The sequence below is a fragment of the Pseudonocardia sp. C8 genome, from assembly GCF_014267175.1.
In the GTDB taxonomy this organism is placed as follows: Bacteria; Actinomycetota; Actinomycetes; order Mycobacteriales; family Pseudonocardiaceae; genus Pseudonocardia.
In genome coordinates, this window is record NZ_JACMTR010000002.1 from 4,590,683 (window position 1) to 4,603,757 (window position 13,075).

Annotated in this window: 8 protein-coding genes and 1 pseudogene; 3 read left to right on the forward strand and 6 right to left on the reverse strand. The window is 73.8% G+C overall.

The annotated features are described in order from the left end of the window. Nucleotides 1-19: 19 nt before the first annotated feature. The 3 genes and pseudogenes from H7X46_RS21780 (at nt 20) to H7X46_RS21790 (ending at nt 5,853) form a co-directional block, all read left to right on the forward strand. Nucleotides 20-1,363 carry an Nramp family divalent metal transporter gene (locus H7X46_RS21780; protein ID WP_186361166.1) on the forward strand — a complete coding sequence of 448 codons (1,344 nt, stop codon included), beginning with the start codon at nt 20-22 and terminating at the stop codon, nt 1,361-1,363. A 763-nt stretch (nt 1,364-2,126) separates the two neighbouring features. Next, a pseudogene (locus tag H7X46_RS21785) lies at nt 2,127-3,400 on the forward strand (integrase core domain-containing protein). Between the two features lie 83 nt (nt 3,401-3,483). Next, the gene (locus H7X46_RS21790; protein ID WP_186361167.1) at nt 3,484-5,853 is read left to right on the forward strand and encodes an HNH endonuclease signature motif containing protein; all 2,370 of its coding nucleotides are present in this window, start codon (nt 3,484-3,486) and stop codon (nt 5,851-5,853) included. A 249-nt stretch (nt 5,854-6,102) separates the two neighbouring features. Here H7X46_RS21790 and H7X46_RS21795 read toward each other — a convergent pair whose 3' ends face one another. From H7X46_RS21795 to H7X46_RS21820, 6 genes are all read right to left on the reverse strand, one after another. Beyond that, nucleotides 6,103-6,897 (reverse strand): MOSC N-terminal beta barrel domain-containing protein, encoded by a 795-nt coding sequence (locus tag H7X46_RS21795; RefSeq protein WP_186361168.1) that lies wholly within the window; start codon nt 6,895-6,897, stop codon nt 6,103-6,105. Next, nucleotides 6,894-7,799: an ABC transporter substrate-binding protein gene (locus tag H7X46_RS21800; protein ID WP_186361169.1), complete on the reverse strand. Its 906-nt coding sequence runs from the start codon at nt 7,797-7,799 to the stop codon at nt 6,894-6,896. The genes H7X46_RS21795 and H7X46_RS21800 overlap by 4 nt, the downstream gene beginning before the upstream one ends. After that, nucleotides 7,796-8,524 (reverse strand): ABC transporter permease, encoded by a 729-nt coding sequence (locus H7X46_RS21805; protein WP_370588898.1) that lies wholly within the window; start codon nt 8,522-8,524, stop codon nt 7,796-7,798. Before H7X46_RS21805 ends, H7X46_RS21800 begins: the two co-directional genes overlap by 4 nt. Beyond that, nucleotides 8,497-9,141, reverse strand: coding sequence for an ABC transporter permease subunit (locus H7X46_RS21810; protein WP_186361170.1), 645 nt, complete (start codon nt 9,139-9,141; stop codon nt 8,497-8,499). Before H7X46_RS21810 ends, H7X46_RS21805 begins: the two co-directional genes overlap by 28 nt. A gap of 13 nt (nt 9,142-9,154) precedes the next feature. After that, nucleotides 9,155-10,234, reverse strand: coding sequence for an ABC transporter ATP-binding protein (locus tag H7X46_RS21815; RefSeq protein WP_186361171.1), 1,080 nt, complete (start codon nt 10,232-10,234; stop codon nt 9,155-9,157). A 117-nt stretch (nt 10,235-10,351) separates the two neighbouring features. After that, complete coding sequence (locus H7X46_RS21820) at nt 10,352-12,994, reverse strand: GGDEF domain-containing phosphodiesterase (protein ID WP_186361172.1); 2,643 nt, start codon at nt 12,992-12,994, stop codon at nt 10,352-10,354. Nucleotides 12,995-13,075 lie beyond the last annotated feature (81 nt).

Here is a 13,075-nt window from a genome sequence, read left to right on the forward strand (position 1 = left end):
GGCGATTCGGAGTGTGACGATGGCCCCGACCGGTCCGCAGACCGAGTTCCTCGACCCTCCGACCGGATCCGCGAAGATCCGTTCGATCGGGCCGGGCCTGGTGGCCGCGGCGACCGGGGTCGGTGCCGGCGACCTCGTCGCGACCCTCGTCGCCGGGGCGAGCTTCGGCACGACCCTGCTGTGGGCGGCGATCGCGGGGACCGTCGTCAAGCTCGCGCTGGGTGAGGGTGTCGGTCGCTGGCACCTCGCGTCGGGCGCCACCATGCTCGACGGCTGGCGGCGGCTGGGCCGCTGGGCGACGATCTTCTTCGGCGTCTACATCGTCATCTGGGGCTTCGTCTACGGCGCGACGGCGATGTCGGCGGTCGGGCTCCCGCTCAACGCGTTGTTCGGCGGCCTGTCGGTGCGCTACTGGGGCATCATCGCCGGCGTCGTCGGGCTCGTGCTGGTGTGGGCGCAGCGCTACGGCGCCTTCGAGAAGGTCATGACCGTGCTGGTCGGGGTGATGTTCATCTCGGTCATCGGCATCGCCGTGCTGGTCCGGCCCGATCTCGGCGCGCTGTTCTCCGGCCTGGTCCCCCGCATGCCGAGCGGGTCCGCGGTGTACGTGCTCGGCCTGATCGGCGGCGTCGGCGGCACGATCACGATGTCCAGCTACGGCTACTGGCTCTACGCCAAGGGCTGGAAGGGCCCGAAGTGGCTGTCGATGATGCGGCTGGACAACCTCGTCGGGTACGTCCTCACCGGCCTGTTCGTCATCGCGATGCTGGTGGTCGGTGCGACGATCATGCTCGGGGCGGAGATCACCGAGAGCGACCGCGGGCTGCTGGTGCTCGGCGACCGGCTCGGCGAGCTGTACGGCCCCGGGATCCGGATCCTGTTCCTCGTCGGCTTCCTGGCCGCGTCGGTGACCTCGCTGCTCGGTGTCTGGAACGGTGTCTCGCTGCTCTTCACGGACTGGACGCGTGCGGTCCGGTTGCCGCACGGGAAGGACGCCGTGATCGGTCCGGAGGACACGGTCGTGGGCCCCGAGGACGAGCGCGGCGACGGACCGGGCCGCGCAGGCGCCTACGAGGCGACGACGGCCGACCGCTCGTGGCCGTTCCGCGGCTACCTGCTGTGGCTCACGTTCCCGCCGATGCTGCTGCTGTTCCTGGACCGGCCGTTCGCGCTGACCCTGGTGTACGGCGTGCTGGGCTCGTTCTTCATGCCGTTCCTGGCGATCACGCTGCTCCTGCTGCTGAACACGAAGCTGGTGCCCCAGGAGGGCCGTAGCGGATGGCTGTCGAACGCGATCCTCGGAATCTCCTCGGTGCTGTTCCTGATCCTGCTGGTCACCGACGTGCAGTCGCGGCTGTTCTGATCGGACCGGGCATCGGCGATCCATGCCCGGAAAGTCCGTGTCCGGACCACTCTCGCCGAGATGCAGCTGAGCGCTCGGTGGAGATGGCGGATTCAAGGAGCGGTCGCAACACTGCTTGTAGACGAGGTGTTGTGGTGTCTGGTCGTCCGCGGTTGCCCCGTGATCGTGTGCGGGCGTTCTGGCGGGCCCGGCTCGATGGAGCATCGCTCGATGAAGCGGCCGAGGCCGTCGGCACCCTGTTCGGTCTGTGGGACCGGGTGTCCCCGGGCGCAGCGATCGCGGCTCCCCATCGCCGTCTGGGAGTTCTCACTCGGCGTCTACCTGACACCAGAGGCTTCGCGTCCTCCCCGACCGCGGCGGCTCCCACGACAGGAGCTGTCCGATCAACGGTGTAGAGCCGGACCGATCACTGTCCCGACGGTCGTTGCACGGACACCTGGTCGAGCACTCCTCCACCGCGTGCACGCAATCCGAGCGACCGGAGGTGTGAGGGCGACGGATGGGGCGGGACGGGCGCACCGGTCGTTCGGACGGCCGCTCGTCGGTCATGACGTCATGCAGCCCGGGTGACCAGCCGGCCAGGTCGGTGACCGAGGGATCCGGTGCATGCGGGACTCGGAGTCGTGTCATGTCTCAGGACATCGGTGACGGTCCTGTGTCAGGACATCGGTGACGCTGTGGGTGTTGTTGGTGGTGACACTTCCGTCGTGAGGCTGTGGCGGTGGCCGCCCATGACCCCATCGACCCTCGTGTCCGCCTCGCGATCTCGCAGTGGCCTGATGACGCGCCGCGGGGGGCGGTTTCGACGTTCTGCATCGAGCACAACATCTCGCGCAAGTCGTTCTATGAGCTGCGGAAGCGCGCTCGCGTTGACGGGCCCGCAGCAGTGCTCGTGCCCAGGTCCAGGCGTCCGGGATCGAGTCCGTCGAAGCTGACCGAGCAGGTCAAGGCCCACGCTGTTGCGGTGCGGGCCGCGCTTGAAGCGTCCGGTCTGGACCACGGCCCGATCAGTGTTCACGAGAAGATGTGCGCGATGGGCCTGGGATCGGTGCCCTCGACGGCGTCGTTGGCAAGGATCTTCCGTGAGGCCGGTGTCGCCCGACGCGAGCCGCGTAAGAAGCCCCGCTCGGCGTGGCGGCGGTTCGTCTACCCGGCGCCGAACGCGTGCTGGCAGCTCGATGCCACCGAGTACGTGCTGACCGGCGGTCGCAAGTGCGTGATCTTCCAGCTCATCGACGACCATTCCCGCTACGCGCTTGCCTCTCACGCCGCGGCCGGTGAGACCGCCAAGGACGCGATCGCGGTCTTCGACAAGGCCGTGGCCGCCCACGGCGTGCCGCAACGGCTGCTGTCGGACAATGGGCTCGCGCTCAACCCGTCGCGACGGGGCATGGTCGGCCGGCTCGTGGCACATGTCGCCGCGCTGGGCACCGAGGCGATCACCGGCAAGCCGCACAAGCCGACCACCCAGGGCAAGAACGAACGCTTCCACCAGACCCTGTTCCGCTACCTCGACAAGCAGCCGCTGGCCGCCACACTCGCCGAGCTCCAGGCCCAGATCGACGCGTTCGACCACCTCTACAACTCCGAGCGCCCTCACCAGGGGCTGCCCGGACGGATCACACCGCTGGCTGCGTGGGAGGCCACTGCCACGGCCGACCCACCCCGCCCGAAGCCGGACCGGCCCGTCTACCGGCCACCGGCCCCCGTCGTGGCGCCCCGGCCGACCCCGCCCGCAGACCTGCCCGCCGGCACACGGCTGAGAACGGTGAACTCCGCCGGAGTCCTCTACCTCGACAAGGTGCACTACAAGATCGGCGGCGAGCACGCGTTCGGACAGGTCCTCATCGTCACCGACGGAGACCAACCAGGCGACAAGATCATCGTCACCGACCTCGACGGCGAGATCCTCGTCGAGCGAACCCGACCCGCTCCCGGCATCCGCTACGTCGGCAACGGCCGCCCCCGCGGAAGACGCCCGAAGAACCCGGGAACGTCACCGAAGTCCTGACACATCAACCGTCACCGATGTCCTGATGCAGAGCTGTCACCCATGTCCTGAGACATCACACGGGACTCGGAGTCGCGAGAATGTCAGGCCTCGAATGTATGTTCGAGGCATGCTGGTGGACACGGTTCCCGACGGCCTGGCGGAAATCCCGCCCGGCCCGGAACTGTGTGCCCTGCTGGCCGGGCTCGACCCGGACCGGGTGCCCAACGGCGACACCGTCACGCTGTTGCAGGCGCTGCGGCGGCTGCGCTCGTACGTCGACGCCCACGAACTGGCCGCCATGGCCGCGGTCGGGCGGTGTGACCCGGACGCACCGCTGTGGTCGACCACCCGGCTACCGGAGCCGGACCCGGACTGCCGGATGGAGATCGCGGTCGCGCTCACCGTGACCGAGCTGACCGCCTGCCGCGAACACGCCCTGGCCGAGATGCTGGTCCACCGCCTACCCGCCGTACACGCCGCCCTGGCCGCCGGAGACATCGACAAGGGCCGGGCCGCGGTGTTCGCCGACCTGCTCGAACCGCTGACCGACACCCAGAACGCCACGATCGTGGCCGACCTGCTGCCCAAGGCCTCGGGCTGGACCAGCGGACAGCTACGGGCCCGGCTGCAGCGACGGGTGATCGCCATCGACCCCGACGCCGCCCGCCGCCGCTACCGCCGCGCCCTGCGCGAGCGGCGGGTGATCTGCTACCTCGACCCCGAGGGCACCGCCACCATCACGGCCAGCGGGCTCGACCCCACCGCCGCCCAGGCCGCCTGCGAACGCCTCGACGGGCTGGCCCACGCGATCCGCGCGGCCGGGCACCCGGCGTCGTTGTCGTGCATCCGGGCCGACCTGGCCACCGCGCTGCTGGACGGCAGCCTGCACACCCTGACCCAGGACCAGATCATCACGACCATGCTCGACCGCGCCACCGAGCACGACGACCCCACCGACCCCGACCCCGACGACCCCGCGGGTGCCGCCGACCCCGCGGGCGCCGCCGACACCGACAGCGACCCCGACACCGGCCAGGACGGCGGCGGAGACGGCGGCGAGGACGACGCCGAGGAGGACCAGGACGACCGCGCCCACGGCGGCGCCGACGGCGAGGACGACGGCGACGACGGCGAGGACGACCGGTACGGCGGTGCGGACGGCGGAGACGGCGGCCAGGAGGACGAGGGCGAGGAGGACGAGGGCGGGGGCGGCAACGGTGGTGGCGGGGACGGCCCCCGCGATCGGGGCCCGCACGACAGCACCGGCCCCGCCGGGAACGCCGGCGGGAGCGACGACAGCACCGGCACCGCTGCCAGCACGGGCGGCAGCAGCACGGGCAGCGGCAGCTCGGGCGGCAGCGGCAGCAGCACGGGCAGCGGCAGCACCGGCAGCAGCGGCAACACCGACGGCAGCGGCAGCACCGGCCGCAGCGACAGCACCGCCGGCGGCGACAGCGGTGGGAGCGGCGATGGCAGCGGTGAAGGTGGCGGTGGGTCGGACGGCCCTGGCTCCGCGGCGTCCCCACCGGTCCCGGAGCCGGCCCGGCCCGGCATCGAGATCCGGATCCGGCTGGCGACCCTGCTCGGACACGACGACCACCCCGCCGAGATCCCCGGCCTGGGCCCGGTCCTGGCCCCCACCGCCCGGGCCTGCGTGACCCGCCACCGGCACGCCGAGTGGCGGTTCGCGATCACCGACCCCCACGGCCACCTCATCCTGGCCGGCACCACCCGCCACCGCCCACCCACCGACCCCACCCGCCACACCGACCCCACCGGCCACACCGGGGCCGGCGGGGCCACCGGAGCGGCCAGGACCGGCGGGGCGGCCAGGACCGGCGAGGGCCCGCGGCCACGGACACGGCAGGCCCACGGCGGCACCGTCGAACTCCAGATCCCCGCGGACCTGCTGGCCGCACTCGCCGCCGACCCGCCACCCGGCTGGGCACCCCTGCTCGCCGACCTGGCCGCCCAGTACGCCCGCCGCGACCAGCTCCACACCGACCTCGACGCCCGCCCCGGCGACCGGTTCCCACACCCCGCGCTACGCCGCCACATCGAAATCCGGGACCGCCATTGCACGTTCCCGGGCTGCCGCCGCCCGGCCCGCAAGACCCAGCAAGACCACACCCACGACCACCGCCACGGCGGCCACACCGTCGCCGGCAACCTCGGCCCGCTCTGCGTCCTGCACCACGCCCTCAAGACCGCCGGACGCTGGCAGCTGCACCAGCCCGCACCCGGAGTGTTCCGCTGGCGCAGCCCCCTCGGCCACATCTACCTCACCCGCGGCGAACCGGTCAGCGAACCCCTCGGCGACCCGATCCCCGACCCCGGCGCCGACCACGACCCACCCCGACCACCGGACCCCGAACTCGACGAGCGACCGTTGTTCGACCCGACACCCCGACCAGCGCCACGACCACCACCGGACACACCGACCAGCGACCGCGCCCCACCGGGGCAACCCGCCGACGATGACGCCCCGCCGTTCTGACCCGGTTCCGTGGGTGGGCGACCAGCCCTGCTCACGGACCCGGGCCGGATCGAGCTGCACCGGGACGGCGGATCGGGGACCGCACATGCCGGGCCGTGCCATGCCGGGGCCGCGGGCCGCGACACGGCAGGACGCGATCGAGGTGATCGCCCCGGTCCAGGGGAACGGTCGAGGTGACATACCGCGCTCGGGTGCGGGGCCGTTGAGTCCGGTACCGACGGTCGCACCCGCTCGCCACCGATCCCGCGGTCAGGCCACCTCCACGAGGTCGCCCCGGCGGATCGAGCCGGTGACCTCGACCCGGGCGTAGAGACCGGCGCACGGCAGCACCCCGAATCCCTCGACCTCGACCCGGTTCCGGCCGGCGGGGCCGCGCAGGGCCTCGGGGGCGCGCGGCAGGTCGCCGTGCTCCAGGGTCGGCACCACGCAGCGCGGCGTCGGGAGCGCCCCGACCAGCGTCGCCCCGCCGATCGTCAGCCTGCGGCCCGGCCAGGCGTTCTCGACGAACGGCGGCGTACCCGGCCCGGTCTCGAGCACGATGTTGGGCCGGTACCGGACGGCGTCCACCCCCAGCGCGTCCAGCGTGGCCGTGGTGATCAGGTGCACCGGCGAGTGGTCGACGAACCGTCCGCCGGGAGTTCCCTGGGCGATCTCGAGCAGCGGCGTGTCGACGTCGGCGTCGAGCCCGTGCTCCAGCAGGCCCTCCGGGTCGGGCCGCTCGACGACCGCGCCGTCCGCGCGGCGGCCGCTCAACGTCACCGCGCGTCCCAGCAGCTCGCTGAGCGGACCCGCGGCCGCCGCAGCCGGCATGCCGCGCCCGTCCGGCAGCGTGACCCGCACGGCCGCCCCCGTCCCGGCCGACCGGCAGCGCAGCAGGGCCCGCCAGTGCCGCGGCTGCTTCGCCGTCGCGACCCGGCCCCGCTCCGCGTCGATCAGAGCGAGTGCACGGTCGCCGACCACGCCGTGGCCGTCGAGGACGGCCGTGGCGAGGTCCTCGCCCAGCATGGACTTCACGGGGTACCGGTACAGGGACCGGATCTTCACGACGTACCTCCGGTGATCTGCTTGCGCGCCAGCCAGTCCGCGGCGACCGTCCGGAGCGCGGGCTTGTCCGGCCCGGCAGCCTCGGCGTTCATCGCCAGCAGCTCCTCGGTGGACAGTGCCGCCGAGATCCGGTCGAGCACCGCCCGCACCCGCGGGGTCGCCTTCCGCTCGGCCAGCACCGGCACGACGTTCTGCGCCGCGAAGTTCTCCTTCGGGTCGGCGAGCGGGACGAAGTCGTTCTGCGGCAGCGCCGGGTCCGTGGTGAACAGGTTCGCCGCCTGCACGTCGCCGCCGCTCAGCGCGGCCACGGTCAGCACCCCACCGGAGTCCAGCGACCGGTACCCCCCGAACGCGCAGCCGTAGTTCCGCGCCAGGCCGGTGATCCCGTCCGGGCGGGTCTGGAACTCCGGACCACCGCCGAAGGTCATCGCCGGGCAGTGCGGAGCCAGGTCGGCGATGGTGGTCAGGTTCAGCCGGTCCGCGGTCGCCCGGGTGACGACGACGGCGTCCTTGTTCTCCGCCTCGGAGCGCTTCCCGAGCACGAGGCCCGGCGGCAGCGTGGCCTGCAGGTCGCGGTAGACGTCGTCCGGCTCGACGGCCGCCGCCGTCTCGTCGAGATAGGTCAGCAGGGCCCCGGAGTAGTCCGGGATCAGGTCGACCGACCCGTCCTGCAGCGCGGGGAAGTACGCCTCCCGGGACCCGATGGCGACGGGGTCGACGACCTCCACCCCGGCGTCGCGCAACGCGAGCGCGTACACCTCGGCGAGCAGCTGCGACTCGGTGAAGTTCCCGGAACCGATCGCGATCACGTCGGGGTCGGTCTCGCCGCCGGCGAGCGGGTCGCCGCCGCACCCGGCCAGCGCGAACGCCGCCACCAGCAGCACCGCCACGAGGGCTCTCATGCCGCCTCCCCACGCACGACCCGCAGCCGCCGGCCGGGACCGCCGATGACCTGCTGCCGCAGACCGGGCGAGACGAGCAGCCGCTGCAGCCCGCCCAGCACCAGGTCGGCGACGACGGCGAGCACCGCGACCAGCACCGACCCGCCGATCATCGCGCCGAAGTCGCGCTGGCCGAGGCCGTCGATGATGAACCGGCCCAGCCCGCCGATGCCGACGTACGCGGCGACGGTCGCCGTCGAGATCACCTGCAGGGTGGCGCTGCGGATCCCCCCGATGATCAGCGGCAGGGCGTTCGGCAGCTCGACCTTGCCCAGCACCTCCGGACCGCGCATGCCCATCCCCCGCGCCGCATCGACCACGGCCGGGTCGACGTTGCGCACGCCGGAGTACGCCCCGGCCAGCAGGGGCGGCACGGCCATGACGACCAGTGCGATCAGCGGACCGAGCAGCCCCAGCCCGACGAGCAGGAACAGCAGCACCAGCAGGCCGAGGGTGGGCAGCGCGCGCAACGCGTTCGCCACCGCGACGACCACGAACCCGCCGCGTCCGGTGTGCCCGATCCAGGCACCCAGCGGCAGCGCGATCGCCATCGCGACCAGCATCGTGAGCGCCGTGTAGCCGAGGTGCTCGGCCAGCCGGACCAGGATCCCCTCCGGACCGGTCCAGTGTGCACCGTCGAACAGCCAGCCCAGGTAGGTCATCGGCGTGCCCCCGCCCGCTCCCACGGCGTGAGCAGCCGGCCGGTCAGCACGAGCACGCCGTCCACCACCAGGGCCAGCAGCAGGACCAGCACGATCCCGGAGATCGTCTGCTGCGGGATCTCCCGCTGGAAGCCCTCGGTGAACATCTTCCCGAGCCCGCCGAAGCCGATCACCGAGCCGACGGTGACCAGGCTGATCGCGCTCACCGCCGCCACCCGGAGCCCGGCGACGATCACCGGGACCGACATCGGCAGTTCGACGGTGAGGAACCGGCGCACCGGCCGGTAGCCCATCGCCGTCGCCGAGTCGACCACCCGGGCCGGCACCGCCTCGAGCGCGTCGGCCACCGTCCGGACCAGCAGGGCCAGCACGTAGACGGTCAGCGCGACGATCACGTTCACCGGGTCGAGGATCCGGGTGCCGATGATCGGCGGGAGGAACACGAACAGCGCCAGCGAGGGCAGCGTGTAGAGGAATCCCGCCGCGTTGAGGGTCAGCGTCCGGGCCCACGGCCTGCGGTTCGCCAGCCAGCCGAGCGGCAGCGCGAGCAGCAGCCCGATCAGGACCGGGACCAGCGAGAACACCAGGTGCTGGCCGGTCAGTTCGAGCACGAGTGAGGAGTTGCGGAACACCCAGTCCACGGTCGCGGGCCCCTCAGGCGGCGGACTCGTCGCGGGCGGCGGGCAGCGCGGCGAGCACGTCGTCGGCGGTGACCGAGCCGGCGACCCGGCCCTCGGTGTCCACGGCCACCCCCTGCCCGGACGGCGACGACAGTGCCGCGTCCAGCGCGCCGCGCAGCGACCCGGAGCCGACCGCGTACAGCGAGCCGCCGGGGACGATCGCGTCCTCGGTGACCGGGCCGTCCCCGGCCTCCACCCAGCCCAGCGGCCGGGCGGACCCGTCGACGACGAGTGCCCACCCGCGGTCGGGGCGCGGGTCACCGACCGAGACCATGTCGAGCGAGCCGAGCGGGATGGCCTCCGACGTGAGGAAGCCGAGGCCGCGGTAGCCGCGGTCGCGGCCCACGAAGTTGTCGACGAAGCCGTCGACCGGGCGGGACAGCAGCACGCCCGGCTCGTCGTACTGGGCGAGCCTGCCGCCGACCCGGAACACCGCGACCCGGTCACCCAGCTTGATCGCCTCGTCGATGTCGTGGGTGACGAACACGATGGTCTTGTCCAGTTCGGACTGCAGCCGCAGCAGCTCGTCCTGCAGGCTCTCGCGGACCACCGGGTCGACCGCGGAGAACGGCTCGTCCATCAGCAGCACCGGCGGGTCCGCCGCGAGCGCGCGGGCCACGCCGACCCGCTGCTGCTGGCCGCCGGAGAGCTGGACCGGGTAGCGCTTCGCCATCGCCGGGTCGAGGCCGACCGTCTCCATCAGCTCCAGCGCCCGGTCCCGGGCCGCCTTCCGGCCCCGGCCGATCAGCATCGGCACGGTCGCGATGTTGTCGAGGATCGTGCGGTGCGGGAACAGCCCGGCCTGCTGGATGACGTAGCCGATGCCGCGGCGCAGCTCGGCCGGGTCCGCGCCGAGCACGTCCCGGCCGTCCACCCGGAGCTCACCCGACGTGGGCTCGACCATCCGGTTGATCATGCGGAGGGACGTCGTCTTGCCGCAGCCGGACGGGCCCACGAAGACCGTGATCCGCCCACGCTCCGCGACGAGGTCGAGCTCGTCGACCGCGACCGTCCCGTCCGGGAAGCGTTTCGTGACGCCCCGGAACTCGATCATCGCCGGTTCCCCCTGCCGTCGACTGCGACCCGCCATCGCATGGTGGCAGCACACTAACCCCGGACGTGCGCGACCGGCGACCTGCCGGCGGCTCGGCGCACCGGTGAGCCGTCCGGCCTACCAGGCGCCCGGGGTGCCGCCCGGCGGGGTCGCGGCCGTCGCCGGGGTGGGGAGCCCGCCCCCGCGCAGTACCCGGTGCAGGTCCTCCGGGCGCAGCGACCGGGCGAACAACCAGCCCTGGAACGCGTTCACCCCGAGCCCGCGCAGCACGTGGAACTGCTCGGCGGTCTCGACGCCCTCGGCCACGGTGACCCGGCCCATCGCCCGCGCCACCTCGACGACGGCGCGGGCCAGCGCGAAGTCGGCCGGGTCGGTGCCGACACCGGTGACGAACGCCCGGTCCACCTTCACCGTCTGCGCGGGCAGCTCCTTGAGCCGGGCCAGCGACGAGTACCCGGTGCCGAAGTCGTCGACGGCGAACCGGACCCCGCGCCGCACCAGCTCGCTCATGGCGTCCAGCGCGGGCCGCGGCAGCGCGACCAGGCTGGTCTCGACGAGCTCGAGCACCAGCTGGTCCCAGCCGAGCCCGGTTCCCTCCACGACGGCGGTCACCTCGTCGAGGAACGCCGGGTCCGCGGGCAGCAGCCCGGCCAGGTTGACCGCGACGCCGATCCGGCGGCCGTGCTGCGGCCAGGTCGCCGCCTCCGCGGCCGCGGTCCGCAGCACCCACAGGTCCAGATCCCGCTGCAGGCCGCTGCGCTGGGCGACCGGCAGGAACTCGCCCGGGGAGACGTCGCCGTGCACCGGGTGCGACCAGCGCAGCAGCGCCTCGGCGGACAGCACGGTGCCGTCCGGCCCGACGACCGGCTGGTACTCCAGCCGCAGCGAGTCGGACTCGATGGCGGCGCGGAGCTCGGCCTCGAGCACGAGCTGGCGCTGCGCGGGGCCGACGGTGCCGCGGTCGGCGATCGCGACGGTGCCGCGGCCCCGCTGCTTGGCCTGCTGCACCGCGACCTCGGCGGAGCGGAGCAGGTCGTCGCCGCGTGGGGCGCGCGGGCAGGCCGGCACCGACTCGGGGGTCGCGACGCCGACCGACGCGGTCAGCGTCACCGGCCGGCCGTCGACGGTGACCGATCCGCGGAGCAGGTCGGCGACCGTGCCGGCCAGCGCGGTCACGCCACCGGCCTCGTGCACGTCCGCGCAGACCACGGCGAACTCGTCCGCGGACAGCCGGGCCGGGGTGCACAGCGGCGGCAGCTCGCGCTGCAGCCGGCCCGCCAGCTCGACGAGCAGGGTGTCCCCGGCCTCGTGCCCGAGGCCGGTGTTGACCCGGGCGAAGTCGTCGACGTCCCCGCAGACCACGGCGACCCGGGCGGCGTCCGGGCCGCCGAGCAGCCGGTCGGCGAGCTCCAGCAGCCCGGCGCGGTTCGGCAGCCGGGTCAGCGGGTCGACCGTGTTCGCCTCGCGCAGCACGTCGGCGGCGCGGCGCCGCTCCCCGACGTCGGTGATCACCAGCAGCCAGAACGGGCGGCCGTCGTCGGAGGGGGCCGCGTTGACGACGACCTCGCAGTCGACCCGGGTGCCGTCGGCCCGCAGCAGCGGCAGCGAGTCGATCCGGTAGGTGGCCTCCGGGTGGGACGGGTCGCGCAGCCAGTCCGGCAGCCCGCCGCGCGCGCCCGACTGCGGCTCGGCGGACAGGCTGCGGGCGGGGACGCCGCGCAGGGTCTCCAGGTCGGCGTCGAGCAGCTGGCACAGCGCGGGGTTGGCGTCGACGATCCGGCCGCGGCCGTCGAGCATCGCGACGCCGGTGGTGATGGTGGCCACCAGGTCGGCGAACCGCTGGCCGGAGCGCTGCGCGCGGGACTCCGCTCGACGCCGGTCGGTGACGTCCTGGACGGTGCCGATCAGCCGCAGCGGGGCACCGCCGGGGGTGCGCTCGACCCGGGTGCGGCAGGACAGGACGGCGCCGCCCTCGGGGCGGATCTCCGAGGAGTGGGCGGCGCGGCCGGGCGCCGGGGAGTCCTCCGGGCCGCGGCGCAGCAGCCGGCACACCCGCTCGACCTGCTCGCCCTCGATCGGGCCGTCCGGCCCGTCCGGGCGCACGCCCAGCGCGCGGTAGAGCTCGACCAGGCCCTCGCTGCGGGTGAGGGTGCCGGCCTGCAGGTCGAACGTCCAGGTGCCGGAGCGGGTCGCCCGCTCCAGGTCCAGGGTGGGTGCCTCACCGGACGGGTCCGGGGTGGCGTCCGGGAACGCCGTCAGCAGGACGATCGTCCGGTCGCCGGGCTGGGGCCAGCGGACCACCTTCACCCGGGCGAGCCTGCGGTCCGCCCGGACCAGGCGGGCGTCGGAGTCCGGGCCGACGAGCAGCTGCGGGAGCTTCATCCCGGTCGGGTCGGCGGCCCCGGCGAGCCGGCGCAGCGCGGCGTTGGTGTGCAGGACGGTGCCGGTCGCGTCGCAGAGCATGGCCGGCGACGGCGGGAGCTGCACCGCCGAGTGGTCGGCGAGATCGGGGCGGTCGCCCGGCTCGGCGAGGCCGTCGAGGGCGTCGGCCACCGGCTCGTCCTCCGCGGCACGGGGGGTGGGCGCGGGTCGCGGCCGCGCGGCCTGCGTCCCGCCCGGCCCGGCGAACGCGCGGGCGAGGTCGCCTGCCAGCCCGGCGGGCCGGTCGAGGTCCCGGCACGCCCCGTCGATCGGGTCGTCCGACGCGCCACGGGACGCACCACCCGGACGGTGCCCCGTCCGCGGTTCCAGCTCGGCCACGCCCCGCCTCCGTTCTGCTCGGTAGCTCCACGGGGCCCAACGAGCCACCGGGCCGGGCGATCCGGCCTGGTAGCCCGATCG